The following is a 26121-nucleotide window of genomic DNA, read 5'->3' on the forward strand; positions in this document are numbered from 1 at the left end:
CCCTCTTGAATGTGCCTTGTTTTTGCCTTACTGAATCGAAAAGAAGTGAAACGAAGATGCACGAAGAATAACGAAAACAACGATGAATCTATATAAAACGCAACGACCGAAAACGTCAAAAAACGTATAATGGCTTTCTACGAATCAGTAGGCCGGGGGTTCGAGTCCCTTCCATCGCACCAAACCATGAAAATCCGAACCTTTTCTCGATAGGAGAAGGGTTCGGATTTTTTGTTTTCTTCGGAAACGAAAACAAGGGCTCTTCCCTGACGGCTGTGTGTCCGAAACCTTATCAGAAGAAAGACCGTATCACGAAAGTCACAACTGTAAAGGTGCCGTAAGGCGGAAAGGACACGAGTATGAAGTACGATGAAAGAACCTGCAAATTCAACATGGACACCGGCTGCGTGGAGCTGCTGCTTCGGGATGGGAGAATGATCTTCATTGACTGCACTGGGGTCGAGGATGAATTGGACGTGACCATGGCGCAGAGGTCAGAACTGGATTATCTCATCTACAATGACCCGCTGGGCTACGCGGATTTGATTATGAATGGCGATCCGAAGGAATATTTGAAAAATGTAACTGGGAGCCACAGGCTGGAAATCTAAATGAATGCTGGACAATACCATTTTTGAGCTGGTGTTGTCCAGCATTTTTTTGGAGACCATCCCAATAGTTGCGTAAACCTCCGGAGAGGTGTAAAATTGAACCGACCCATAAAAATTAGACAATAGACAAAAAGCCTCCCCGTGTAGGATAATAGAACTACACGAGGAGGTTTTGCTATGTCCGGAAAATACGTAAATCGTTATGCCTCGCACGCCTCCCGGAGAGCAGGCAGCAACTCATCCAGCCGCCCGTCCAGTCCAAAGGACTTCTCTTTGATATTGTCCGCAATGTAGACCTCGCCCAGATTGATGGTCACATAAGTGGCGTTTGGCTCGCTGGCCACCAGGCGCATCATCGGAGCCTTGATCAGCTGATTGCGCCAGCCAATGCCCAGCTCCAGAACCACCAGTTTCTTTCCGTGGTAGGTTTTCAGAAAGTTTTGGAACCGTGCCTGGGCAGTGGTATCCGGAATCATTCTCTGACCCGCGCCCATGTGGATGTCCATGGGACCTCCGCACTTGGGACAACGCGGCACCAACTCTGTAGGCACATGGCCGCCCTGTTCGGCAGCGGATAATTTTTCGGCCACCTCTAAACTTGAATAGAGGGTGTCGTGGCAGGGATGGGCACACTGCATCGTAAACCAGTTGCCCTCGATCTCATAGATTTTCGTCGGATCGAAGCCACACAGTTCAAAGTGACCTTCTCCGTTTGATGTGACGACAAAGTAATCTTTCTCTCCCACAATGGCCTTCAAATCGTTCATCACCGGCGTAGGCTGGTACTGCCCGCAGTAATGATGGATGAGCCGAGCCCAGAAGGCCCACTTTTCCTCCTCGCTGGGCCATCCGGCCATCATGCCCTGCAAAATACAATGTAAGCCGTATTTTTGTTTGAAATCTCCAAACAATTCATCAAAGGCTGCATTATCTGCAAACAAATGCAATCCTTCGGTGATGGACAGGCCGTTACTGGCCCCGATCAGGATAGCGTCCGCTTCTCTGAATTTTTCCGCAATAGGGTTCCAATCAATCATATTCGTTCGCCCCTTTCTATTTTATGGTTGCTGCGCTGGAGCGCTCCTGCCGGAGGGCAGCTAGAGTTTCCGCCAAATCTCCTTGCAGATACAGGCTGCGTCCCCGCAGATGCTCTGGCCTATGAGATGACTCTCGATTAAGACATGCATAAAAGACGTTTTCGTTTTTGGCAGTAAGTTCCCAGAAGGGTAGTTTGATGATACTGGGCGTCATCTCACCCACGCCAAGTTCCAACAGCAGGACTTTTTTGTCGGACTGATCCATTATCCAGCGTCGCAGGAATCTATGGTAGCGGTGCAGGTTATCCTGCCAGAAGGTTCCCTCCAGAAAGGTATCATCTCGTACCCAAGGCACCAGCACCCGCCCGCAATCCGGGCAACGAGGAACAGCTTCCTCCGGCAGGTGCACACCCACCAAGCGACCGGTCAGTTCCTTTACCAGTTCGCGGTTTTTCCAAATATCATCCCGGCAAGGCTGACTGCATTGGCAGTAGCTAAAGTCTCCCTGAAAGGCGCAGATTTGTTTCTGGGGAAATACCCGAAAAAACTGCTGATCCACATTGGTGGTCAGCACAAAAGCAGGTTTATCCGCAACAAGCGCCTGTAGGTCCAAATAGGGCTGCCCGGTAGGGGCTTCCCACAGGAAGCGCATATATTGGCTGTAATACCCCCACTGTTCCCCATAGTTGGAAAAGCAATGGTAGAATCCAGCCAGCGGGGAGGTGAAGCCATACTGTTCGCGAAAGGGAGCCAATGCCTCCGAAAGTGCCGGAGACCAATGGTAGTGGTCGTATCCGGCCGCGCTGGACAGGCCGGAGCCGCCTCCGATCACAACGGCATCTGCTTGATTAATACGCTCGGCAAGTTTCTGAAGCGCCGCTTGGTTTCCAATCCTCATTGATCGTTATCTCCGTTTTCCATGGTGTCCCGTGCATCCCGTAGTACTTGAGCAATGTCGGCCACAATGGTCATGCCCTTGTCCTCCAACTGCTTGGGAAGGAAGTCATACTTGTTGTTGATCGCAATATATCGAGCATGGGGAAAGCTGAGGGTCAGGTTCCAGAAAGGCTCCTGAATGAACATGGGAGTCATTCGGCCAACGCCCAGCTCCAGAAACAGGATTTTACTGTCTTTATGTTCCAGCACATAGCGAGAAATTTTTTCGTACTGTTCTTCGTATTTCTTTCCTTGCAGGAAATTCCCATATCCTCGCACCCATGGGAATGCCTCGCCGCCGCAGTGAGGGCACCGGGGAATAAGATCTGTGGGGATCTTCGTGCCATCCCCCATAGCGGCCACCATATCAGCCACCGGCTTTACCGCATCCCAGGTGTCATCGGTACAGCAGGCGGCGCACTGGAAGAACCGGTGATCTCCTTGGATCTCCGCCACCTTCGCCTCCGGGTAAAGTTTGACAAACTGGGTATCCTGGTTGGTGGTGAGGATGAAGAAGTCCTTGCCCTTCAGCAAAGCGTCCAGATTCAGATAGGGATGACGCACAGGTGCGGTCTGGGTGGTGTGAAGGAAGGTGGCGAGATACCCCCAATACTCTTCCCGGGTCTTCCAGTGGTGACCCATCCCTGCAAAAGCACCTTTGAAGTGGTACTTCTCAGCAAAAGGCCGGAAGTATTTGCGGTAGGAGTCGTTGTCCTCGTAGTAAAAATCTCCGCCGCCGGCAGCGGACAGACCGGAGGTCCCGCCCACTACCACACAGTCAGCTTCCTTTACCTCCTGTACCAAACGATGGATCTGTTCGCTATACGGCAGCGGCTTTTTGTCAGTCAGCTGATAAGGCGTACTGCCGGAAGCATAGATAGGATAGTACTTGGAATAATTCATCTGGGTCTGCATGACCAAATCATCATAGAAGTTCATTGTCGTTATTCCTTTCAAGTGGGTGTTATTTTTATTCTTACTTCAAATGATTTTAGCATCCTCTTGCGTCGCTGTCAATATGCTGTTATAATAAAAATAACATCAAAGCAAAAAAGGAGATCAGGCTATGAAATATCCCACCCGCCTTAGCGATGCTGTTCATATTCTGGCTTTTATCGCTCTGTACCCAGACTGCGACCTGACCAGCAACAAGCTGGCAGAGAGCATTCAGACGAATCCTGCCTATGTGCGCCAGCTCATGTCCGCCCTGCGGAAGGGTGGACTGCTGGTCAGCGTGAAGGGACATCCCCGCCCCGCTCTGGCTCGTGAGCCGGAGAAGATCACTCTGCTGGATGCCTATCGGGCAGTAGAGGGCAACAAGCCCCTGCTCCATCAGGACATCCACACCAATCCTGCCTGTGGTGTGGGCGTAAATATTCAACTGGTGCTGCGGGATTTTTACTTGGACATTCAAAAAACAGCGGAACAAAGAATGCAAGAGATCACGCTGAAAGATGTGCTGGAACAGTACAAAGCCAGGATACCTCTATGATGAGAGCTACCAAAGCCAGCAAGGTATCGGCTGGCGGACCTATCTCTACATCGCTGACGCAGCAGCAGCGATCGTCCTTATCGGACTGGAGATCATGGTGCTGCGGGGCTACCAAAAACGCAAAGCAAGCGCTGCTTCCGAAAAGCGCAGCGAATCATAGTCAAAACCACCGGCAAACGCTGATGGCCTATGGGCGGCGGTGCAGGAGCATCGCCGCCCATTTTATATGAGGAGACGCTATGAAACACCCTGAAATTCTCGCAAAGCTTTCCCTTGAACAAAATGTGCCCTGCTCTCGGGTAGAGATCAACTCGATATAAGGAACAAGCCCACAGGTCTGCCGTATTTTATATGCGGTCTATCCTGTGGGCTTGTTTGCTATTATCGACTCATGATTGAATTTGAAATTTCAAGCACGACCGTATCATATTTGTAGGTGGCAACAATCATCGGCAGGCTTTTCAGCCTTCAAAACCTATGCACACGTCTGATTTTCGTACCGTTTGAGCCAGAGGAAAAAGCAGATGTTTAATAAGATGCCCACTGCGGTGGAGGTGGGTGCGGACAGACCGATCATCGTCAGGCTGGCGTTGGGCTGGATACTCATAATATACGCCATGGGGAGACGCACCAGCAGAGTCTGCACCAGCCCCTGTACCATGACCCAGAGCGTTTTGTCGTTGCCATTGAAGTAGCCTACCATGCTGAACAGGATGGCAGTGGCGATGGTTTCGGGCGCAAAGCCCATGAGGTAGGCGTAGCTGTTGGCAATAACAGCGGCATCTGCCGTAAACAGACCGGAGAGAACGTCACCCTTGCACCACACCAGTGCAAATACGGCGCAACCGAACACTAGACCGATGCCAATGCCGGTGAACATGGACTGCTCGGCGCGTTTTTTATTGCCAGCACCCACGTTCTGGGACACAAAGGATGCCATGGACTGCATCAGAGAACTGGGGATCAGCATGGCAAAATTAACGATCTTGCACGCCACACCGTAGCCGGAAGATGCCTCCAGCCCCAACCGGTTGACGAAAGCGCAGAGCGCCAGAAAGGAAAGCTGGGTCAAAAACTCCTGCAAAGCCAGCGGCAGACCGATGCCCAGAAATTTTTTGCACTGGGGGTTCAGCTTGAAATCAGAGCGATGGATTTTGAAGGGCAGCTCCTTCTTCAGCAGCATTGCGATTGCACAGATTACGCTGACGGCTTGTGCTGCTACCGTAGCAATGGCGGCACCGGCAGCATCCAGATGAAAACCAGCCACCAGCACCAGATCGCCAATAACATTCACAATGCACGCCACCAGTACAAAGATCAGCGGAGAGCGGCTGTCGCCCAGACCGCGGAAAAGAGCCGAGAGCATATTATAGGCTACAATAAAGAAGATGCCGCTGCCGCAAATGCGCACATAGCTGGCGGTCAGGTCTAGGGCTTCGGCAGGAGCCTGCATCAGACTGGAAATAAGCCGTGCAAAAAACACCAGCACCACGAACAGTGCAGCTGCCAGAAGGGTGAACACAATAGCTGCCCCACCAATGACTTGCCCGATGTACTGCGGTCGTTTTTCGCCCAGATAGCGGGCAATGAGCACTGTGACGCCCATGGCAAGCTGGGTGACAACAAAGGTGACGAGATTGAGTACCTGGCTACCAGTAGAAACCGCAGACAAGCCTGAAGTGGAGCCAAAGCGCCCCACTACCAGAAGGTCTACTGCGCCGTAAGCGGCCTGCAGCACCAGCGCACCCAGAATGGGCAGCATGAAAAAAGCGAGCTTTGGCAAAATGCGGCCTTTGGTAAAATCGGTCTTATCGTTTTTCAAGAGAATCTTTCCTTTCGCGCATAATAGCATAGAATTTTTCCAGCGTTTGGATGGTGCACGCTGCATCCTCCTCGGAAATGCTGTCCAGATACGGGAGCAGTTGCGAGAAGTAGTCCGTATTGTACTTCTGGGAAAGCGCTTGCCCGCTCTCGGTGAGAAACAGATAGGTCACGCGGCCATCTTCAGCGGATACCTGTTTCCTCAGATACCCTTTGTGCTCCATCTCTTTTACGGTACGGGTCACACCGGGGCGGGGCAGGTTCAGCGCATCGCTGAGATCAGAGATCTTCGGCTGGATGCCACGGGTCTGCAATTTCTGAATAACATCCAGACACTGGATATAGGAGGATGTCACACCCTCCGGCAGGGCAGGCAGCATCTCCCGTGCCCGCTTTGCCAGATAGCAGGCATCCAGCAACTGCTTGATCAGTTCGATGGTCATAATGAAATTCCTCTCCAAACGATTATCGAAGGTAATTAACATTGATAATTATATAGAACTGCCCGGGAATGTCAAGTCTTTTTGAAAAATCGGAGATGTCGGCAGCTTTGAGGCAGCTGCTTCCGGCATACCATTCTTGAGAGTGTTTGAGCGAATACAGTCTGAACCATGGATTAGAAGATCAAATACGAAACAAAAACAGGGTGCGCCCCTGCGGACGCACCCTGCCATCGCAATTCACGATTTGATTCGTTGGCAACAACCGTGAATTGCATATCGCAAACAAGTTGTTGAGAATTGCACTGCTTGTAAAACTTGCGATTAAAGCCACAGACAATAGCGATATGTACAGCAGGGAGTTCCCCACCGGAGGGAACTTCCTGTTTTTCGTTGTTTGCATGATGAGCCTGTTCCGCCTGCCATGCAGCAAACTCCCGCTGGCCTTCCTCGCTGTTCCAGCAGGCAAGGATCGCCGGATAGAATGCCCGTGCCAGACGGTCGATGACTTCATCGGGGTAAGGGGAAGTGTTTGTGGACTTTTTCTTTTTGTTCAAACGCACGCTCCTTTGATTGTCCCACCGTGGCAAAGCCGGGCGAGAAAATCAAAGTTCCAATTTTTATCAGGCGCAAGGGCGCAGATATTTTCCGCCCTGCTCTTGCGGCTGGCGGCTCGTTGATGGCTTACAAGTGCCTGTCGTTATGCGATTTTTTCATCGTTCAGCATTTCTTCAAACTGTGCCATATACACCTTGTGCTGCTTCAGGATCTTCGTGGTCTCCACTTTCACATAGGCATCATCAGGCACCTTGGGGAGATACTTCATCAGGAAATCAACATCCTGCTGGATTCGCCGGACGGCAGCTTCCAGTGCAGAATAGTTGATCCCGTAGATTCGTTTCTGCGGAGCAGGGCGGTCCTCCGGGTGCAGAATTTCGTGCACGATCTGCTTGCGGTTCGGAAAATCGGCTCTGGCGAGGCGGTGCATATCGGCATCACGGACTTTGAACTGCCCGGACAGAATCTTCTCTTTCGTACCGGGCATCATCTGCTCCATGATCTCCACGCCCCGCATGAACTTTTCCGAGCGGACAACATAGGATTCGCTAACGTTGTTCCGCTCTGCAATCTGCTTGCGGACGCTTGCTTCCGCAGAGGTGGGAGGAATTGTGTCAATTTGACACAATTCCTCCTGAACGGCTTCCTGAGTGGTTGCTGTATACTGATTGTTGCCGTTTCCACCGGGCTTCCGATGCTCCACACTGTACTGTTTTCCAATGAGGAACTTCTTCTGCTCCGGCGTGAGATTGCGCCGCCCCAGCTGATTCTTGCAGATCCATGCGAGGACTTCTTCTCTGCTTTCAAACGGAAGCGGTATGGTGGAGAAAGAGATTTCGGGATTTCTATAAATAACAATCAAGAGGGCGACAGCTTTTGTTGTCACCCTCTTGATTATTATTTATTGTTCCCACGTTTTGGCTTTTTGTCGGACATTTATAATTTGGAGCTGGTATAGAATGCTGGGAATTGCAGAAACCAATGAAAAAATACCCAAGACAATAGAATGCTTGATAATGGCAAACAGTGCAAATAGGAGCAGCAGGAATAGCCATGGGTTACGCAAATTGCGGTAGTATTTTTCTTTATCGGCATAAGAAGTATGAAGTTCAAAAGGCTTTCCGTCGTTTGATTTTTCTACAATCAATAGTTCCCTGTTAAAAGTTGTTGCGTTTGTTGCAATACAACCGCCCATTTCCGCCCATGGACGCAATCGAACTTTTCCGACAGAATAGTTTAGATTGATATTTTTGAAAAATACCTTGTAGCCCATATCCTCCAAAAAATCAGCGTAGTCCGTTGCATTCTCTTTTGATTTTTCTCCGATAAACTCTACACAATAGGTCACTTCATCAGGACTGCATTCTTCAAATTCATAGAGCACCCTCCCTGTCCGGACAAGTCGATAGCCTTTTTCGGACATTTTGTTTAACCATTTTGCCTGTGCATTTAGCAATCCACCAAAGAAGCGATAACATTTTTTACTCATACTGCACCTCCAATAATTTCACTTGCAATGCTTACAAGTTCGTTTAGTCTTGCAAGCTCTTTTTCTGCAATTTCTTTTCCCTGTGCTGTAATGTGGTATTCTTTTTTTCTTCCCTCACTATCGCCATAAGGTTCAATCCACTTCTTGTCCTGCAAAGAGTTTAATGCTCCATATAAAGTGCCTGCGCCTAGGGAAAGCCGTCCGTCTGTTTTTTCTTCAATAAACTGCATAACAGCGTATCCGTGTTTTGGCGTATAAAGAGAAAGCAAAATATAAAAGGTGACTTCTGTAAGCGCACCACCTTTTGCATTATCGCGCATGGTTTGCCTCCTTGTTACGGTTACTGTAATAAATATATCACTAACCGTAACATTCGTCAAGCAGATTCATGAAAATTATTTAATGGGTGTGTGAAAGAAGAACGGTCTGCTCTCTATTTGTTTTGTTGTTTGGCGTGTCGTGGCGGTGGGGCGTGCTGGGATTTGCTTTGACATTCGTTTTGGTCATTGTACCTCCTGTCTGTTCGATAACTCCTCGGTGGAGCTATGTAAGCACGACACGCCGTTGCTGTTCGCACCGTCAGGTGCGAACCATGATCAGGGTTTGGGGTGGGACCGCGTTTGCGTAGCGCAGCGCAGCAATGAAAGCCCCAGTGGGGCTTTTAAGCGGCAGCGCGGTCTGCGACAGCAGATGGAGGGGCGTTGCCCCGACAAGCGCTACCCCAACAAGATCACTTGAAAACTCGCAAGAGTTTGAGAAGTGAAGTCCCGGATGGGCAGGAAATTTTCAAGAATTGAAAATTTGTGGCCACGGGACGGTTCTTGCCCTCTACCGCTGCGCTCAAAATCAACTTTCGGCAAATGTTTCCGAATTGTTAAGACGCAAAAATAAGTAGAGGTGGTGCTGCTCATGTAATGGGGTCACCGTTTGCTCCGAGCGAAGTTCCTGCCCCTGTTTTGCAGCGGCGTTGACAAAAAGTCGGTATCACGTTCGGACGGTTTATGAAATTTTCAAGGTGCGTTTCCCGGAAAAGAAAAATACCGCCCACGCAGCGCAGCGATGATTTTGTCGGGTGAATCGGCGGCAAAATGAATCGGGTGTGTTGCGGGGCGGTAGCTTCTTTCGTGGATTTTTCCTCACTGAAGTGGTGGGTCTCACGGTGATAACCAACCACTTTTGCAGAAGATTTGCAATCAATCTACAAGTTCAGTGGGATTTGTGATAGAGAATATCATGGTTCGTAGAGTACGTCAAGATGATTCCGAAGAAATTATTTATGAATGGAGACAATAGTAAGACTTCTATTATGAATATGATACACTTTACATCATGAAAGAATTTAAGCTGCACAAAGATGATTCAAGCCGATGTGCAATGTGCACAATAAGTTTTCTACAACAAAATACAGATGTGGTCATTTAGCTCTTTTACCAGACAACTTTTTTTGTAAAATAAAAAAATTTGTTGACTTGAAATTGCTTGAAATGTTATCTTGTTGGTAACAAAAGCACGGTGAAGTGCTTGCTACCACACGAAAAGGCAAAACAAAAAAGGAGAGTAAAATGATGAAAAAGCGTATTGCGGCGTTGGTCACCGCCGGTGTCCTTGCTTTGTCGATGCTTACCGGCTGCGGAAGCAAACAGGAGAGCTGGAAAGTTACCTGCCCGTGGGCACCGTCTGGTGTAGCAGCGATGGTCAGCCAAAAGGCTGCTGCCAAGTCCCCTGATTATTCTGATAATAAAATCACACTGGTTGCTGAAGCCGTCAAGGGCGATGCTGCTACTGTCAACACTTGGGTGTCCAGTACTAAGGCAAATGATAAGGAACTGGTCTTCGCCGGTGAGGGTCTGTTCGCCATTACCGAGACTCTGGATCCGGCCAAGCTGCAGTTCAGCTACGACGATTTCGAGTTCGTGGAGAACTTGTACTCCTCCGTCTTCGTCCTGTCCGCTGATTCTTCACTGAACCTCAAGAATCTGGACGATCTGGAGGCCTATGTCAAGGCAGGCAACCCCGTATCCGTGGCCGTTAACGGCGCTACCGGCTCCGAGGCTTTCCTGGCAGCGGCTCTGTTCGGCTCTATGGGTGCCGGCGACCAGCTGAAACTGACTCCGTACCAGTCCGCTGCGGAGGCTGCACAGGCTGTAGCTAAGGGTGAAACGAACTTCGCGGTCTCTCACCAGTCTCAGATTCTTGAGACCTACCAGCAGGGCGGCGTTGATGTGGTTTGCGCATTCGATGACAAGGCTATCGAAAACGGCCCCTTCGCAGGCGTTGAGGGCGTTGGCTCCAAGGGCTACCCCTACTTCCGCAACCGCTGCTTCGTGATGGCTCGCAAGGGTACCGATGCCGCGAAGGTTGCAGAACTGAAGGAACTGTACGACAAGATCCTTGCCGATCAAGAAATGGTCGAGTGGTTAAACGATACCATGCTGCTGGAAGTTGATACGATGAGTGAAGATGACGTCAAGGCTCATATCGAAAACGTCAAGAGCATCGTTGAGCAGTATAAGGACATCGTAGCCGGCTGATAAAAGACCTCATAGCGAAAAAAGCCGAAGCAGGGGGAACGGGGTCATCCCTTCCCCCTGCTTTTACATTTCAAAAAGGAGTTGAAACTGGTGAAAAATCTGATAGAACATACCGCGGCAAAGCTGGATGACTGGGGCGCGAAGCTCGAGAAGAAGAACATCGAGTACCCTGTTGATTTGATCTGCGGCATTCTGTTTCTGGTCATCGGCATTGTGTTGCTGCTCATCATGCCACAGCAGGTACAGATCTCGGAAAAGGACGTTGTGAACGGCCGCGCCTTCCCGACGATGCTGATCTGGCTCATGCTGGCCATGAGTGCCCTTCTGGTGGGCCGCGAGGCATATAACATGGTAATGCACCGCCCGGCCAAGACTAAGACGCTCAACCTTCTGGTGGAGGTCAAGGCTCTGGTAATCGTCCTTATTCTGGTGGTCACTTACCTGCTGGCGGAGGTCACAGACCTGTTTGTGGTGGGTGCTGTATTCTGCGCGGTGGCATTCCTGCTGTTTTTCCGCTGCAAGAAGCCCCTCTACTACGCCATCACCGTCTCGATGGCGGTGCTGATCTGGGTCGTATTCCACTTCGTGCTGAATGTTAGTTTCTGAGGAGGCAGAATATGGGTTTGTTTGACTTTATCGGCCCGGCCTCCGGGCTGCTTTTTACCCTTGAAAATATCATATGGATCAACCTCGGCGTCTTCATCGGCTGCGTATTTGCCGCCATTCCTGGCCTGAGTGTCATCCTCTGCATCATCCTGTTTCTGCCTGTTACCTACACCATGAAGGCCATTCCCGGCATGATGTTCCTTCTGGGTATCTACTGTGCGGGTGGATACGGCGGCTCGGTGTCGGCTATCCTCATCAACACCCCGGGCACTCCCCATGCAGCGGCTACCATGCTGGACGGCCACCCGTTGTCCAAGATGGGCCGCACGAAAGCGGCGCTGAAGATCGCGCTCTACGCCTCCACCTTCGGTGGCATCTTCTCTGCACTGGTGCTGCTCTTCCTCGGCCCGCAGGTGGCCAAAATTTCGGCACAGCTGGGCACGGCGGAGTACTTCATGGTCTGCCTGTTCGGCATGACCATCATCGCAGGCGTTTCGGGAAAGAGCCTCGTCAAGGGCATCATCGCCGCTTGCCTCGGCCTGCTCATCTCCTGCGTGGGTGCAGACCCCATGACCAGCTACGACCGCTTTACCTTCGGCGTCCACCGCCTGTATCTGGGCCTCGACCTTGCCGTTACCCTCATCGGCCTGTTCGCACTGGTGGAGATCATCGGCAAGGCGGAGCTGAAGCGGAGCGAGCTGAACCTCCACGCCGGAAAGATTGGCAACGACGACGGCAAGATTACAAAGGATGAGTACAAGCGGATGCTCCGCCCGGTGCTCATCGGCTCTCTCATCGGCTCCTGCGTGGGCATTGTGCCCGGCACCGGTGCATCGGAGGCCTCTTGGTTCTCCTACAACACTGCAAAGAATATGTCCAAACACCCGGAAGAGTTCGGCCACGGTTCTGTGGAGGGCGTTGCGGCGGCGGAGTCGGCCAACAACGCTGTCTGCGGTGCGACCCTCATCCCCCTGCTGACGCTGGGCATCCCCGGCGACGGCTGCGTGGCCATTATGCTGTCCGCTCTGATGATCAACGGCCTGAACCCCGGCCTCTCGCTCTTTACCACGGATGGCCCCATTATGTATGCCATCATGCTGGGCCTCATCCTTGTGAACATCTTCATGTTCCTGCAGGGCAAGTACCTGACCAGCCTGTTTGCAAAGGTCGTCTCCATCCCCCAGCAGATCCTGACCCCTATCATCGTCATCTTCTGCTTTGCCGGTGCTTACTCGGTGAACAGCAGCTATTTCGACCTGAGCGTTGCGCTGGTGTTCGGCGTGATGGCGTGGTTCATGCGCAAGCTGGAACTGCCCGCTGTCCCTGTGCTGTTGGGTATGGTGCTGGGCAACATGACGGAGACCAATTTCCGCCGCGCCCTGCTCATCTCGGACGGAAGCCCCAGCATCTTCTTCGGCAGCGTGTACTGCTGGATCTTCATTGCGCTGATCGTGGTGGTCATTCTCGGCATCCTGCGCGGCAAGATGAAGGAAGCAAAGAACACCAAAGCAGAACAGTAAAGGAAGGTAAAACCATGGCATATAATATCATTTTCTATTTCAGTGACCAGCAGCGCTGGGACACCTGCGGCTGCTTCGGCCAGCCACTGAATATCACGCCTAATCTGGACAAGCTGGCGGCAGAGGGTGTGAAGTTTGACAATGCCTTTTCGCCTCAGCCGGTGTGCGGCCCCTGCCGCGCTCTGTTCCAGACCGGCAAATATCCCACCGAGACCGGTTGCTTCCGCAATAATCTGATGCTGCCCTCCAACATCAAGACGCTGGGCGAGTACATGGAAAAGGATGCCGGCTACGAGACGGCCTACATCGGCAAGTGGCATCTGGCTTCGGACGGTGAGCTGGAGAAAAAGCCCACCGTTGACCACACCATCACCGCTGTTCCGCTGGAGCTGCGCGGTGGCTATACCGGTTACTGGCGTGCTGCGGATGTGCTGGAGTTCACCTCCCACGGCTACGATGGCTATGTGTTTGATGAGAACAACAACCGCATCGATTTCAAGGGCTACCGTGCCGACTGCATTAACCAGTTTGCGCTGGACTATCTTGACCAGTATGCCGGCGAAAAGCCCTTCTTCATGACCGTGTCGCAGATCGAGCCGCACCATCAGAACGACCATAATCACTACGAAGGCCCCAACGGTTCCAAGCAGCGATTCGCAGATTTTGTTCTGCCGGAAGATCTGAAGGCTCTGGGTGGAAACGCAGCGGAAGAGTACCCGGATTATCTGGGTCAGTGTGCCAGCCTTGATGAAAACCTTGGTAAGCTGGTGTCAAAGCTGAAAGAAAAAGGCCTGTATGATAATACAGTTATCCTCTATGCTTCCGACCATGGCTCTCACTTCAAGACCCGCAACCGTGACGCGCACCTGAACGGCTATGATGATTACAAGCGCTCCTGCCATGACGGTTGCCTGCATGTGCCGCTGGTCATCTGTGGCGGCCCGTTCAAGGGTGGCAAGGAGATCACCGACCTGGTCAGCACCGAAAGCATTCCCAAAACTCTGCTGGCTCTGGCAGGCGTGGATGTCGGTGATAAGATGATCGGTGAAAATCTGCTTGACGTTGTGGAAAAGAAAAACCATAATAGAGTCAATGAGGTTTATGCACAGATTTCGGAAAGCCGTTGCGGACGCTGCATCCGTACTGCAGATTATATGTATTCTGTCTATGCACCCGGCGTCAACGGCGGCGAGGCTGCGGCATCCGATGTTTATGCAGACGACTTCCTTTACGATATGCAGAAAGACCCGTGGCAGCTGAACAATGTGGTCGCGGATCCTGCATATGCTGCGGTCAAGGCGGAACTTCGTGAACGTCTGCTGAACTGGATTCAGCACGCGGAAGGCAGCCGCCCCACTATCACCGACTGAAAAGGAGCGCTTGCCCATGCTCTCGGCTGTTGAGAAAAAATCCGATCAGGTTTATCGCTGGCTTCTGGCTTATATTGACGAAAACAAATTTTCCGGGAACCAGCGTTTGCCTTCGGAAAATGCGCTCTGCCGGAAGCTGGGTGTCAGCCGAGAAACGATACGAGTGGCCATCGACCAGTTGGTAGCAGAAGGACTCGTGTACAAGCTCAAGGGAAGTGGGACTTATTTCCACCGGGAAAAAGTAATGACGCGGGATTTGAACACAGATGATGCCCTTTATAAAATCGGCCTTGTCCTGCAGGGACAGGATACAAGTGCCAATTCGGGATTAATCGAAGGGGTTCGCAGTGTTCTGACGCAGGAGCAGGTTGACCTCCATGTATTTCTGACCGATAACAAATTCTGCAACGAACGCCGCTGTCTGGAGACTGTGGTACATCAGAATTTTCACGGTTTCATTGTGGATGGTGTCAAATCGAGCATCCTCAGCCCAAACCTTGACTGCTACAAGGAGCTTTACCGACGTAAGATCCCGGTGATATTCTACAACAACTTCTATCGGAACTTGCGCTGCCCCCGCGTAACGATCAATGACATCGAATGTGCCCATCAGCTGATAGGACGCCTGATGGATGCCGGACACAGCCACATTGCAGGCATCTTTGTGTACGACAACTACCAGAGCGTAGAAAAGTTTCAAGGCATGGCGGAAGCGATGCGAAATCGTGGTTTGGAGCTGAACGATGATTACATCAAGTGGTGTATTTCGGACGAAGCCCACAACGAAAGCTATGTCCGTTCCATTGAAAGATTTCTGAAGAGCATCCCTAAATGCACCGCTATCGTCTGCTGCAACTACATCATCTATCGGCTGGTCATGAAAACCCTGCAGAAAATGGGGAAGACTGTACCCGAAGATTATTCGCTGGTCTGTTTTGATTATTCCGAAGAAACTTATCGGCAGGAGGATGTTACCTGCTCCGTGGAGCAAGGCTTCGAGATGGGACGTCAGCTTGCGCTGCGGCTTATGGAGATGATTTCCACCGGCGAATGCGATGACCGGAACTACACTTATGTCATGAAGCCCATCCTCTACGATGGCCATTCCATCCGGAAGATCAAAAAGGTAAAATAAAGATTCTCCCGGAGGCAGTACTGCTCTCCGGGAGAATCTCTTTATCGGTTTTGTTGTGCCAGAAAATGTGCAGCAGTATGCAGGCGCGGAAGCACATAGGCAAAGAACTGCTTATACGCTGCGCAAAAGCGGTTGCTTCCAGAGGCATCCCAATCTCGCTTGCATCCGCCCCGACAGAGCAGCTGATAAGCACATGCTGCGCATTCCGCCGGGCGTTTGCGGCCCTGTGCCAGAAATGTCTGGCTTGTGGGAGAATCAAGCGCATCTTCAACGGTACAGTGGCTCAGATTTCCCAGCTTCCACTCATCCAGAACATAAAAGTCACAGGGATAAAGGCTTCCGTCACCTTCTACGGTAAGATAATGTCCACAGGAACCGGAGGAAGCGCAGGAGGTAGGCGGCATTCCCAGCAGGATACGCAGATAGTCCTCAAAATTGCGAACGCTGATATAATTGCCTCGTTGCAGCTGCTGATACCAAGTATCAAAGACGCCGCACAGAAAACGACCATAAAGTTCCGGCGTTAGAGAATATGCCTGCCCTCCAATCGTATCAAGTGGGTCAAGACATGGGATGAATTGCAGATTGTGCTGTCCCAACTCGCAGAGGCTTTTGAAGGCTCGCTGCGGCTTTCTGGCCAGCTGTCCGGTTACAACACAGAGCAGATTCGTTTCGACTCTGTAGGCATCCAGCAGCGCAAGCGCATGAGTTACTTTATCCCATGTGCCCTGCCCAGCTGCGTCCAGCCGATAGAGATCATGGTTCTCCTGTGTGCCGTCCAGAGAGAGGCCTACGAGGAAAGAGTTGGCTTTGAAAAAGGAAGCCCACTCTTCATCCAGACAAATGCCATTGGTCTGGATGCTGTGGAACACAGAGATATTGCGCTGCATGGAACGCTCCGTTTCCAGAAAGAACCGGAAGAAATCCAACCCGGCAAGAGTCGGTTCGCCGCCCTGAAACAGAAAATGGACGCTGCCGCCTTCCTCTGTGGTTGCAAAAGCCTTTTCAACCAGTTCTCCTGCCATTTCATGGGAAAGCAGTCCCATATTTTTGCAGGCTCGGCTGTTGGAAACATCGTCATAAAAGCAGTACCGGCAACGCAGATTGCACAGGCTGGACGCTGGCTTGACGAGAAATGTATTATGTTTCATAGAGATTCCCTCCGTGCTTCGCAGTTCTTAAAACAAGGATACCGGAAAATACGGGCTTTCGCAAGCAGTAACAGTTAAAAGCTGTTTGAAATAGTAAGAAAACAAATATAGTTGTCCGAAAATCAAAAAAGGGGAAGAAAACTTGTATGGATGAAAATAAAACATACGGTACACGGTTAGCACGGCTTTGGAAGCTGTTTTTGAGTACGCTGTACATTAGCAGCTTTACCTTCGGCGGCGGCTTTGTCATCGTGACCTTTATGAAGAAAAAATTTGTAGATGAGCTGCACTGGATCGATGAACAGGAAATGCTGGATATGACAGCGTTGGCGCAGTCCTCTCCGGGCGCAATCGCGGTCAATGCTGCAATTCTGGTAGGCTGGCAGGTAGAAGGCTTGATTGGAATGATCGTGGCAGTGTTGGGCACCATCATCCCACCTATGGTCATTCTTTCAGTCATTTCTGTGTTCTACAATGCTTTTGCCACCAATCGCTATATCGCGTTGTTACTCAAGGGAATGCAGGCTGGTGTGGCGGCGGTCATTCTGGATGTTGTATTCGACCTCGGCGGCAAGGTGCTGAAGACCCGCTCATGGGTGTATATTGTCCTGATGGTCGCAGCGTTTGTCGCAAATACGGTGTTTGATGTCAATGTGGTGGTGGTCATCCTTGCCGCTGCAGTATTCGGCGTGGTGCTGGCTCTGGTCCAGTGGAAAAAAGGTGGTGCAAAATGATCTACTTACAGCTTTTTCTCAGCTTTTTGCAGGTGGGTATGTTCAGCGTAGGCGGCGGCTATGCGGCCATGCCGCTGATCCAGAGCCAAGTGGTGGAACAACATGGCTGGCTGACGATGCAGGAGTTTACTGACCTCATCACGATTGCAGAAATGACCCCTGGTCCCATTGCGGTCAACTCGGCAACTTTTGTTGGTTTGCGTATCGCGCAGGTACCCGGAGCCATCATTGCAACACTAGGTTGCATTACACCGGCGCTGTTCTTTGTTTCACTTCTATCCTACATCTATCGTAAATACAAGGATATTTCTCTGCTGCAAAGTGTTCTGGCCTGCCTGCGTCCGGTCATTGTAGCACTTATCTTTGGTGCAGGTCTTTCTATACTGTCTATGGTGGTGTTCGGAGAGAGTGCAAAGACGCTCGCCAACGTAGACTGGATCGGCATCGGCAGTTTTGCATCGGCATTTTTTGTGCTACGGAAGCTCAAGTGGAATCCCATCCTGACCATGTGCCTGTGCGGCGTGGCCGGGCTTGGACTTCACATTTTGCTCGGAATATAATCTTAAGACAATTTGTCTGTTGGAATCATGAAAATAAATCATTGGGCTTGCAATCAGGGCAAAACTGTGGTATATACATTATACGAAACATTACTTTAATGAACGTATTACCGTTCAATGACGTATAAAATGGAGGTGCCCGCCATGACCGCCGTGATCTATGCTCGCTATTCCTCGGACAACCAGCGCGAAGAATCCATCGAAGGCCAGATCCGGGAATGCACGGCTTATGCCGAGAAAAACGGCATCACCATCGTCAAGCACTATATTGACCGTGCTATCTCCGCCAAAACGGACAACCGCCCGGAGTTCCAGCAGATGATTAAGGACAGCGACAAGAAGCTGTTTGACATTGTGCTGGTCTGGAAACTTGACCGCTTTGCCCGAAACCGCTACGACAGTGCCCGGTACAAGACCCAGCTGAAGAAGAACGGTGTCAAGCTTATGTCGGCTACGGAAATCATTTCCGAGGGGCCGGAGGGCATCATTCTGGAATCGGTGCTGGAGGGCTATGCGGAGTACTACTCTGCTGACCTTGCCGAGAAGGTCGTGCGTGGACAGACGGAGAACATCTTGAAAGGCCGCTGCAACGGTGGCCGTGGAACATTTGGCTATACGCTGGATTCTGAGCGGAAATTTCACATTGACCCGCTTGCCTCTCCTTTTGTGCTGGAATCGTTCAGGAAGTACCGGGATGGCCTCACGATGAAAGAGATTCGGGACTGGCTGAATGAAAATGGCATTAAGAACCCGGTCGGCAGCGCGTTCACCTATAACAGTGTCGAGCATATGCTCAAAAATCGGCGTTACATCGAAGAGCTGAAATTCCGGGACGTGGTCGTGCCGGATGCGATTCCGCCCATCATTCCGCTGGAACTGTTTGAGGATGTGCAGGTGAGGATTGCCAAAAACAAGAAAGCCCCTGCCCGGAGAAAGGCAGAGGATGATTACCTGCTGACCACCAAGTTGCACTGTGGCTGCTGCGGTGCTTTGATGTTTGGTGAAAGCGGAACGAGCCGGACGGGAGAAGTCCACCGCTATTATAAATGTGCGACTGCCAAAAAGCACAAGGGCTGCAAGAAAAAGACTGTCCGTAAACAGTGGCTGGAAGATCTGGTGGTCAACCAGACCATGCAGCTTGTCAAGGACGATTCCGCCATGGAATCCATCATCGCCAAGGTCATGGAACTGCAAGACCGGGAGAACACCAATCTTCCCCTCTATGAGAAGCAGCTCCGGGATGCGGAATCGGGTATCCAGAATATGCTCAATGCGATTCAGGCCGGTATCCTGACCAGCTCCACCAAGGAACGGTTGGAGCAGCTCGAAGAAACCAAGCGCGAGCTTGAAGCCCGCATTGCGGAAGAAAAGCTGGCAAAGCCGAAAGTGACCGAAGAGTTCATCCGGTTCTGGCTGCTGCGGTTCCGTAAGCTGGATATGAGCCTGAAAGACCAGCGGCAGGCACTGGTGGATACCTTCATCAATGCGATTTACCTGTATGATGATAAGGTTTTGATAACCTTTAATTATAAAGAAGGCACACAGACCATCACATTTGAGGAAGCGGCAGAAGCCGCATCAAAGGGAAATGGTTCGGATTTGGATTGCTTTACTGCACCAAGAAAAACCAGTACACATTGTGTGCTGGTTTTTCTTTTTTGTTTGCGCGATGGAAGGGGCTCGAACAGGGCGGCGGAGCATAGCGCCGCAAGCAATCAGCCCAGTGGGCTGTTGCTTAGCCTGCGGGTCCCAACGGTTAGGAATGTCTACTGTGGAAGCTGTGGATCGAAAGATTTCATGGATTTTTTGTTTTGTAAGCCACGAGTGCACGGTTTCTGCACGGTCGGTGTTATCCATGTCCGATGATGTAGGGCGCTGTATTGCATTGCAATCAGCGCCCTTTTTTGCATCAGGTGAGCAGGGTCAAGCGGAGCTTTGCCTTCATTTCCGGGTCGGCATCCTTGAGCAACTCCAAAAGAGCCGTCATGGAGATGGTGGGTTCGCCTGCGGCGGGTACAGCCTGCGGGTTGGGGGCGTCGGGCTTGGCATAGAAGTCGCTTTCAAACTTAATCAGCCGGAACCAAGGTGTAACACACTGGACTTTGCAAGCAAAGTCGTATGCCAAAGGGGGGCTGCCTCTCGCCTGTCGGCTCGGTCAGGTGCTTCAAAATGCACTGCATTTTGAGGTCGCCACTGGCGACCCGCACCCCTTTGGAAACCCAAGAGAAACGCCCATCAACTGCGCTGCTCGTCCTCGGCCAGTGCGCTGATCCGCTTGACCATGGGGTGCTGCAGAAACTTCTGCTTATTTACAGTATACCTCGTGCGTGCTATACTAAAATCAGTACCCTTTTCACGCATCGTTTTTGCGAAACAGTTGTTTTTTAAGAGAGAGTGACCTTATGAACAAAAAGATTACGATCCGTGATGTGGCACAGGCAGCGGGCGTTTCCATCAGCACGGTCCATCAGGCACTGAACGACAAGCCTGGCGTCAGTGAGGTCACCAGGGAGCATATCCGGAGGATTGCGGATGATCTGGGCTACCGGCCCAATAAAATGGCTTCCGGCCTGAAACGCCGCACCCAGCGTGTAGCTGTGCTTCTGCCGGATGAGGTGGGCCGAAACCGCTTTTATTATCCGCCTTTGTGGCAGGGTGTGCGAGACTACTTGAAAAACTCTGAAGATCTGAACGTGGAGTGTACCGAGTTCAGTTTTCCCAATGAGATCGACCCTTCCCACTCCCGCGGAGTGGAAGAGGTGCGCGCTCTGCTGGCCGAGGACAAACTGGACGGCCTGCTGACAGTGGGTCACATGGAAGCTATGACAATGCAGGAGTGGCAGCATGCCCGGGATGCCGGTGTGGCGGTGGTGCAGGTGGGGTTTAGAAACCCGAAGATCGCACCGCTGTGCAGCGTGCAGCCCGACTATGAGGTCATTGGACGGACGATGGCGGAGCTGATTTTCAGCCATATCCCCTCTTTCGGCAGTGTGGTGCTCTGTGCCGGAAATCCCAAATGGGAGCAACATGCCCGCATCGTGCAGGGGTTTGAGGATTATATGCAGGAAAACGGTGCGCAGAACCGCATTTATCTGGACAATTCCTGCGGCATCGGCTCAGAGGCACAGAGGAACATCCTGAATCTGCTGGAAAAGCCGGATGTTGCGGCCTGCTGCAGTGTGCTGTCGCAGGGGAGCGTGATGCTCGTGCAGGGGCTGCAGCAGTGCGGCAAAGCGGGTAAAGTGTTCGCGGTGGGCAGCGACGTATTCGAAGAAAATCTGGACGCTCTGCGGAACAGAATCCTGGACAATATCGTGCAGAAAAACCCTTACGCTCAAGGGTATCTTGGCATCAAAGCACTGGTGGAATATCTCGTGCAGGGCAAGGCTCCGGAACAGCGCACCATTTACGTGGGCTCTGAAGTGGTGTTCCGCAGCAACGCTGTGATGTATGACCGGGACAATTTCCGGGGGCTGCTGCTCTGAAAACAAAAAAACATGAAAAAGGCGGACTGGTTTCCAATCAGTCCGCCTTTTTCATGTAAATGGAGAAGTAAAAAGAGCAAGAAGTAAACGTCAAAAAGTCAGTGGGATCAGCCCTTGTACTCGAGCTTGCGGTAGCTGCGGCAGCTCTTCTCGATCAGATCCCAATCCAGTTCGGCACCCACGCCCGGACCCTGCGGCACATGGATGATGCCATGTTCGTCAATGGGCAGTTTGCCCTTCATGGGCAGGGTGTAGTTTTCTTCCGGTACGAAGTACTCGAAGTACTCACAGTTCTTGATGGCGCAGCTGACATGCAGGTTGACAAGATCCATGTAGTTCATGGTGGTGGTGTGGATCTCGCAGTTCAGGCCGAATGCTTCTGCCAGATGTGCAATCTTCAGCGTGCCGGTGATGCCGTCCTTCCAACTGACATCCGCGCGGACGATATCGGCAGCGTGCTGAGCAATGACCTGCGCCACACCCCAGTGGCAGCCGCGGGTGGTCTCGGTGGCAGCGATAGGGATATCCAGTGTGCGGCACAGCTCGGTGTATTTATACAGCTCAAAGTCGCGGAAGGGCTCTTCGAACCACTTATAATTCAGCCTTTCCAGCTGACGTCCCACGGTGACGGCTTCGTTGATGGTATAGTCGCCCACGGGGTCGGTCATCAGCAGGTAGTCGGGGCCGACAGCGTCGCGGATGGCCTGATGCACTTCCATATCAAAGCTGACCGGCCCGCCCGGATGGGCTTTGTAGCCGGGAATGCCTTTGCTCTGGTAGTAGAGAGCCTCGTCCACATACTCCTTAACAGTGCCGTGGAAGTTTCCGCTGGCATAGACCGGCAGGCTGTCGCGGCAAGCGCCGATGTACTTATAAAGAGGAAGCCCGGCTTCCTTGGCACAGATATCCCACAAGGCTACATCCACGGGGCCGGGCAGGAACACGGGAAAGAATGCCTCATGACGGTCGATGGTCCACAGTTCCTGGAAGATGGCCTCACGGTCATGGGGGTCACGTCCCAGAACAACAGGGCCGATGCTCTCCTGTAAGTAAGCTTCGCTCACAGCGCCGCTGCGGGCTGCCATGCAGGTGGCAACGCCCTCAATGCCGGTGTCGGTGGTCAGTTTGATGGCGATGACATCCCAGCCCATTTTGGCACCGCCCTGACGCTTTTCGTCAAACAGGCAGCGGCCGCGCTCGACCCACCATGTCTCGAACTTGGTAATGATCATAAAAATGCTCCTCTCGTTGATCGTGTTAAAGGAATTGGCTGCTTGATAACCGGAACTTTACTTTGCGGAAAAGGATCTTTAACGGAAATACGTCAATAAAATACAACCGAAACGTTTTGCTTAATTATAATGCAAAATTACATAAAAGTAAAGAGATTACAGAATTTTGGTTGAAAAATCGTCACACTGCAAAAACGATTTGGTCAAAAACTATGATATATGACAAAAATATATCCGAAACAGACGAAAAAATTGAAAAATATTGACCTTGCGCACAAGACGTGCTAAAATGTTGCCAAAGAAAGCTACAAAAACGTTTTTGTGGCAAGGAGCAGGCGGGACACGAAGACGCTGCCCCGAACACGTATCCGACACACGATGCCAAGAAAAAAGGAGATTTCTTATGAAAAAAGCAATTTCTCGTCGTGACTTCCTGAAGGTTGTGGGCGTTTCTGCCGCAGCGCTGGGCATGACCGCATGCGGCGGTTCTTCCGCTTCCACCTCTACTTCCACCGCAGCTTCCTCCACTGCCTCTTCTGCAGCAGCAGGTGCAGGCGAGGGCGGCTCCGGCAATGACTACAAGCTGACATGGAACGAGGTCAACGGCGAGGACTACGGCGCAACCGTTGGCGCACACACCTTTGCTGAGAAGATCGAAGAGCTGTCCGGCGGTCACATCACCATTGACCTGTACATCAACGGCACGCTGGGTTCCGAGGCTGAGTCCATGCAGGGCATCCAGATGGGTACTCTGGATATCTTCCGCGGCAACGCTTCTTCTCTGCCCAACTACGGCGCTGAACTGATCGGCACCACCGGCCTGCCGTATGTCTTTAAGGATATGGCACAGTTTGAGGATGTGGCTGAGAGCAGTCTGGGCGACGAGCTGCTGCAGAGCGTGGAAGATGCCAACTGCGGTTATGTTGCTCTTGGCTGGCTGGTCGAAGGTCCTCGCAGCCTGTTCATCACCCCGAAGGTCTACGAGCGTCTGGGCAAGCCCACCGACTTCACGCTGGACAAGATGAAGGGCCTGAAGGTCCGCGTGCCCGAGACTGACCTGATGATCAGCACCATGGATGCTCTGGGCGCTTCCGCCACCGCAATCGCTTACTCTGAGCTGTACACCTCTCTGCAGTCCGGCGTCGTCGATGCTGCTGAGAACGGCGTTACCTCTTACATGAGCAACAGCTTCAACGAAGTTGCCCCCTACTTCATCACCGATGCACACACCTTTGGCTGCGGCGTCATTCTGATGAACGCTGACAAGTGGAACGGCTTCAACGATGCCGAGAAGGGCTGGATCAAGGAAGCCGCTCTGGCCGCACGTTCCGCCTGCTACGAGTACAACCAGAAGCAGGAGCAGGCCTGCTTCGATTCCTTCGCCGACAAGGGCATCACCAAGCTGGAGGTTTCCGATATCGAAAAGTGGCAGGAGGCCTGCGCACCTCTGTATGAAAAGCAGAGCACCGACGCTCAGGACATCATCGCTAAGATCCAGGGCGGCAACTACTGATCCCTGCCGAGACGTTTTGACGAACCAATAAAGGACGAACGTTCCCCACGGCTGGCAGCGGTCGTGGGGAATTTTAGAAAAACGAACAATCAAGGAGCCGATTATGGACAAATTCAGAGCCGTATGGGAAAAGATCGACGCCGTGCTGTTCCAGCTTCTGCGCCATGTCTGCGCAGTGATCCTGGGAGCTCTGGTAGCGGTGGTCTTTTACATCTTCTTCGGACGTTATGTGATGCATAACTCTCCCATGTGGGGCGAGCCGTTCTCCCTGCTGTGTCTGGTATGGCTGAGCCTGTTGGGCAGTGTGCTGGTGGTGCGCAAGAACGAGCATCTGGCCGTTACCATGTTTGACGAAAAGCTGGGCAAGACTGGTGTGTTCGTCACCGATATCCTGTCCGCTGTGTGTGTGGTGGGCTTCTCCATCTTCCTGATCGTGTACGGCATCAAGCTGGCACAGTCGGGCGCAAGCAACAACATGGCCGGCATCAATGTGCCCTATGCCTTTATGTACAGTGCACTGCCTGTGACCGGCGTACTGAACATCTTCGCTGTTCTGGGCCACTGGGTGATGGGTCGAAAGGAGAAAAAGTAAATGTCTACTGCAACGATCGCAACCATCCTGCTGCTGGGTGTGTTCCTGGTGCTGGTTTTCCTCCGAGTGCCCGTGGTATATGCCATTGGTGTGGCTTCTCTGCTGGATTTCTTCTATCTGGGCATCAACCCCATGCAGATGGCTCTGAAATTTGTCAGCAATCTGAACTCCTATACGCTGCTGGCGGTGCCCTTCTTCATCCTGATGGGTGAATTGATGAGCGCGGGCGGTATCACCGATACCCTGATCGCTTTCTCAAAGGAACTTGTCGGCTGGATGCATGGCGGTGCTGCCATGGTCAACGTGGTGGCCTCCTTCTTCTTCGGCGGCATCTCCGGCTCTTCTTCCGCCGACTGTGCCTCTCTGGGCCCCATCGAGATCAAGATGATGGAAGAGCAGGGCTATGACCGCGAGTTCTCCACCTGCCTGACCATGGCATCCTCCGTTGAAGGCATTCTGGTTCCCCCCTCTCAGAACATGGTCATCTTCACTCTGGCTGCTGCCGGCGTCACCACCGTTTCCATCGGCCAGCTGTTCGTGGCCGGCTACATGCCCGGCGCTGTGTTGAGCATCGTGCTGATGATCTACTCCTACTACTACTCCAAGAAGATGGACATCCCGGTCACCGGCAAGTTCAACCTGAAGAACTGCATCAAGGCGTTCTTCAAGGCCATCTGGGGCATGCTGGCTGTTATGTTCGTGGTCGTCGGCGTTATCGCCGGTGTCTTTACCACCACCGAGTCCGCCGCTGCTGCCGTTGTGTGGTCGCTGTGCGTCGGCCTGTTCATCTACAAGGGCTTCTCCTTCAAGGATATCCCCCACATCTTTGCAAACGTCGTGGAGACTCTGGGCAAGGTGCTGATCCTGCTGGGCGTGTCCGGCGCATTCACCTACCTGCTGACCTATCTGCGCATCCCCACCATGATCGCTACCGGCCTGTTCTCCATCACCAGCAACAAGATCATCATTCTGATCCTGCTCAACATCCTGATGTTGTGTCTGGGCTGCCTGATCGAGATGGCCTGCCTGATCCTGATGCTGACCCCCGTCATCCTGCCCATCTGGATGCAGCTGGGTCTGTCCCCCATCCATCTGGGCATCGTCATGGTGCTGAACCTCGGCATCGGCCTGCTGACCCCTCCTGTCGGCTCTACCCTGTTCATCGGTTCTGCCATTTCCGGCATCAAGATCGAGACCCTGTCCAAGAAGATGGCGCCGTTCTACATCACCATGTTCATTGCGCTGATCATCCTGACCTACTTCCCGCAGACCTTCATGTGGCTGCCGAACCTGCTGTACTAAGCGCGT

At 52.0% G+C, this 26121-nt stretch carries 26 protein-coding genes; 14 read left to right on the forward strand and 12 right to left on the reverse strand.

What is annotated here, in order from left to right; translation table 11 throughout:
- Nucleotides 1–359: 359 nt before the first annotated feature.
- Entirely contained in the window at nucleotides 360–611 is a 252-nt protein-coding gene (locus I5P96_RS00335; protein ID WP_223382687.1) for a DUF6061 family protein, read from the forward strand.
- 200 nt (nucleotides 612–811) lie between these two features.
- Here I5P96_RS00335 and I5P96_RS00340 read toward each other — a convergent pair whose 3' ends face one another.
- From I5P96_RS00340 to I5P96_RS00350, 3 genes are read right to left on the reverse strand one after another with little or no spacing between them, the layout of a single operon-like run.
- Entirely contained in the window at nucleotides 812–1648 is an 837-nt protein-coding gene (locus tag I5P96_RS00340) for an NAD-dependent protein deacetylase, SIR2 family (protein WP_223382688.1), read from the reverse strand.
- 16 nt (nucleotides 1649–1664) lie between these two features.
- On the reverse strand, nucleotides 1665–2546 hold the full coding sequence (locus I5P96_RS00345) for an NAD-dependent protein deacetylase, SIR2 family (protein ID WP_223382689.1): 882 nt from the start codon (nucleotides 2544–2546) through the stop codon (nucleotides 1665–1667).
- The gene (locus I5P96_RS00350; protein WP_223382690.1) at nucleotides 2543–3523 is read right to left on the reverse strand and encodes an NAD-dependent protein deacetylase; all 981 of its coding nucleotides are present in this window, start codon (nucleotides 3521–3523) and stop codon (nucleotides 2543–2545) included. Before I5P96_RS00350 ends, I5P96_RS00345 begins: the two co-directional genes overlap by 4 nt.
- A 127-nt stretch (nucleotides 3524–3650) precedes the next feature.
- Here I5P96_RS00350 and I5P96_RS00355 point away from each other — a divergent pair, with 127 nt between their 5' ends.
- The gene (locus I5P96_RS00355) at nucleotides 3651–4076 is read left to right on the forward strand and encodes an Rrf2 family transcriptional regulator (RefSeq protein ID WP_223382691.1); all 426 of its coding nucleotides are present in this window, start codon (nucleotides 3651–3653) and stop codon (nucleotides 4074–4076) included.
- A 475-nt stretch (nucleotides 4077–4551) separates the two neighbouring features.
- Here the strand turns inward: I5P96_RS00355 and I5P96_RS00360 are convergent, their stop codons facing one another.
- The 6 genes from I5P96_RS00360 to I5P96_RS00385 form a co-directional block, all read right to left on the reverse strand.
- Nucleotides 4552–5898, reverse strand: coding sequence for an MATE family efflux transporter (locus tag I5P96_RS00360; protein WP_223382692.1), 1347 nt, complete (start codon nucleotides 5896–5898; stop codon nucleotides 4552–4554).
- Nucleotides 5885–6340, reverse strand: coding sequence for a MarR family winged helix-turn-helix transcriptional regulator (locus tag I5P96_RS00365; protein ID WP_223382693.1), 456 nt, complete (start codon nucleotides 6338–6340; stop codon nucleotides 5885–5887). Before I5P96_RS00365 ends, I5P96_RS00360 begins: the two co-directional genes overlap by 14 nt.
- Nucleotides 6341–6513: 173 nt before the next feature.
- Nucleotides 6514–6900 (reverse strand): transposase, encoded by a 387-nt coding sequence (locus I5P96_RS00370; RefSeq protein WP_223382694.1) that lies wholly within the window; start codon nucleotides 6898–6900, stop codon nucleotides 6514–6516.
- Nucleotides 6901–7037: 137 nt separating this feature from the next.
- Nucleotides 7038–7523, reverse strand: coding sequence for a hypothetical protein (locus I5P96_RS00375; RefSeq protein WP_223382695.1), 486 nt, complete (start codon nucleotides 7521–7523; stop codon nucleotides 7038–7040).
- A 273-nt stretch (nucleotides 7524–7796) separates the two neighbouring features.
- Nucleotides 7797–8384 carry a DUF2812 domain-containing protein gene (locus tag I5P96_RS00380; RefSeq protein ID WP_118529304.1) on the reverse strand — a complete coding sequence of 196 codons (588 nt, stop codon included), beginning with the start codon at nucleotides 8382–8384 and terminating at the stop codon, nucleotides 7797–7799.
- Nucleotides 8381–8704, reverse strand: coding sequence for a PadR family transcriptional regulator (locus I5P96_RS00385; protein WP_117530195.1), 324 nt, complete (start codon nucleotides 8702–8704; stop codon nucleotides 8381–8383). The genes I5P96_RS00380 and I5P96_RS00385 overlap by 4 nt, the downstream gene beginning before the upstream one ends.
- 1245 nt (nucleotides 8705–9949) lie before the next feature.
- Between I5P96_RS00385 and I5P96_RS00390 the strand changes: the two genes are divergently transcribed.
- The 5 genes from I5P96_RS00390 to I5P96_RS00410 all read left to right on the forward strand — a co-directional run bounded on the left by I5P96_RS00390 (nucleotide 9950) and on the right by I5P96_RS00410 (nucleotide 15546).
- Nucleotides 9950–10915 (forward strand): tripartite tricarboxylate transporter substrate-binding protein, encoded by a 966-nt coding sequence (locus tag I5P96_RS00390; RefSeq protein ID WP_128117557.1) that lies wholly within the window; start codon nucleotides 9950–9952, stop codon nucleotides 10913–10915.
- Nucleotides 10916–11005: 90 nt separating this feature from the next.
- Nucleotides 11006–11521: a tripartite tricarboxylate transporter TctB family protein gene (locus I5P96_RS00395; RefSeq protein WP_223382697.1), complete on the forward strand. Its 516-nt coding sequence runs from the start codon at nucleotides 11006–11008 to the stop codon at nucleotides 11519–11521.
- An 11-nt stretch (nucleotides 11522–11532) separates the two neighbouring features.
- Nucleotides 11533–13041, forward strand: a complete 1509-nt coding sequence (locus I5P96_RS00400; RefSeq protein WP_223382698.1) for a tripartite tricarboxylate transporter permease — start codon at nucleotides 11533–11535, stop codon at nucleotides 13039–13041.
- A 14-nt stretch (nucleotides 13042–13055) separates the two neighbouring features.
- Nucleotides 13056–14411, forward strand: a complete 1356-nt coding sequence (locus tag I5P96_RS00405; protein WP_117535515.1) for a sulfatase-like hydrolase/transferase — start codon at nucleotides 13056–13058, stop codon at nucleotides 14409–14411.
- Nucleotides 14412–14427: 16 nt separating this feature from the next.
- Nucleotides 14428–15546 (forward strand): GntR family transcriptional regulator, encoded by a 1119-nt coding sequence (locus tag I5P96_RS00410; protein WP_118529301.1) that lies wholly within the window; start codon nucleotides 14428–14430, stop codon nucleotides 15544–15546.
- A gap of 41 nt (nucleotides 15547–15587) precedes the next feature.
- Here the strand turns inward: I5P96_RS00410 and I5P96_RS00415 are convergent, their stop codons facing one another.
- Nucleotides 15588–16697: an anaerobic sulfatase maturase gene (locus I5P96_RS00415; RefSeq protein ID WP_128117473.1), complete on the reverse strand. Its 1110-nt coding sequence runs from the start codon at nucleotides 16695–16697 to the stop codon at nucleotides 15588–15590.
- A gap of 146 nt (nucleotides 16698–16843) precedes the next feature.
- Between I5P96_RS00415 and I5P96_RS00420 the strand changes: the two genes are divergently transcribed.
- The 3 genes from I5P96_RS00420 (at nucleotide 16844) to I5P96_RS00430 (ending at nucleotide 19857) form a co-directional block, all read left to right on the forward strand.
- Entirely contained in the window at nucleotides 16844–17431 is a 588-nt protein-coding gene (locus tag I5P96_RS00420) for a chromate transporter (protein WP_117535512.1), read from the forward strand.
- Nucleotides 17428–17991 carry a chromate transporter gene (locus I5P96_RS00425; protein ID WP_015536709.1) on the forward strand — a complete coding sequence of 188 codons (564 nt, stop codon included), beginning with the start codon at nucleotides 17428–17430 and terminating at the stop codon, nucleotides 17989–17991. The genes I5P96_RS00420 and I5P96_RS00425 overlap by 4 nt, the downstream gene beginning before the upstream one ends.
- Before the next feature lie 144 nt (nucleotides 17992–18135).
- Nucleotides 18136–19857 (forward strand): recombinase family protein, encoded by a 1722-nt coding sequence (locus I5P96_RS00430; protein ID WP_223382699.1) that lies wholly within the window; start codon nucleotides 18136–18138, stop codon nucleotides 19855–19857.
- 43 nt (nucleotides 19858–19900) lie between these two features.
- On the opposite strand, the gene I5P96_RS00435 is transcribed toward I5P96_RS00430, so the two are convergent.
- A complete protein-coding gene (locus I5P96_RS00435) occupies nucleotides 19901–20116 on the reverse strand; it encodes a hypothetical protein (RefSeq protein ID WP_223382700.1) in 216 nt (71 codons plus the stop codon).
- 277 nt (nucleotides 20117–20393) lie between these two features.
- Here I5P96_RS00435 and I5P96_RS00440 point away from each other — a divergent pair, with 277 nt between their 5' ends.
- Nucleotides 20394–21476, forward strand: a complete 1083-nt coding sequence (locus I5P96_RS00440; protein ID WP_223382701.1) for a LacI family DNA-binding transcriptional regulator — start codon at nucleotides 20394–20396, stop codon at nucleotides 21474–21476.
- A gap of 107 nt (nucleotides 21477–21583) precedes the next feature.
- Here the strand turns inward: I5P96_RS00440 and I5P96_RS00445 are convergent, their stop codons facing one another.
- Nucleotides 21584–22708, reverse strand: coding sequence for an enolase C-terminal domain-like protein (locus I5P96_RS00445; RefSeq protein WP_223382702.1), 1125 nt, complete (start codon nucleotides 22706–22708; stop codon nucleotides 21584–21586).
- Between the two features lie 403 nt (nucleotides 22709–23111).
- Between I5P96_RS00445 and dctP the strand changes: the two genes are divergently transcribed.
- From dctP to I5P96_RS00460, 3 genes are all read left to right on the forward strand, one after another.
- Entirely contained in the window at nucleotides 23112–24221 is a 1110-nt protein-coding gene (gene dctP, locus I5P96_RS00450; RefSeq protein WP_223382703.1) for a TRAP transporter substrate-binding protein DctP, read from the forward strand.
- A gap of 103 nt (nucleotides 24222–24324) precedes the next feature.
- A complete protein-coding gene (locus I5P96_RS00455; RefSeq protein WP_223382704.1) occupies nucleotides 24325–24813 on the forward strand; it encodes a TRAP transporter small permease in 489 nt (162 codons plus the stop codon).
- The gene (locus I5P96_RS00460) at nucleotides 24814–26115 is read left to right on the forward strand and encodes a TRAP transporter large permease (protein ID WP_223382705.1); all 1302 of its coding nucleotides are present in this window, start codon (nucleotides 24814–24816) and stop codon (nucleotides 26113–26115) included. It begins immediately after the preceding gene.
- Nucleotides 26116–26121: the final 6 nt, after the last annotated feature.

Source organism: Faecalibacterium prausnitzii, assembly GCF_019967995.1.
GTDB lineage: Bacteria > Bacillota > Clostridia > Oscillospirales > Ruminococcaceae > Faecalibacterium > Faecalibacterium prausnitzii_E.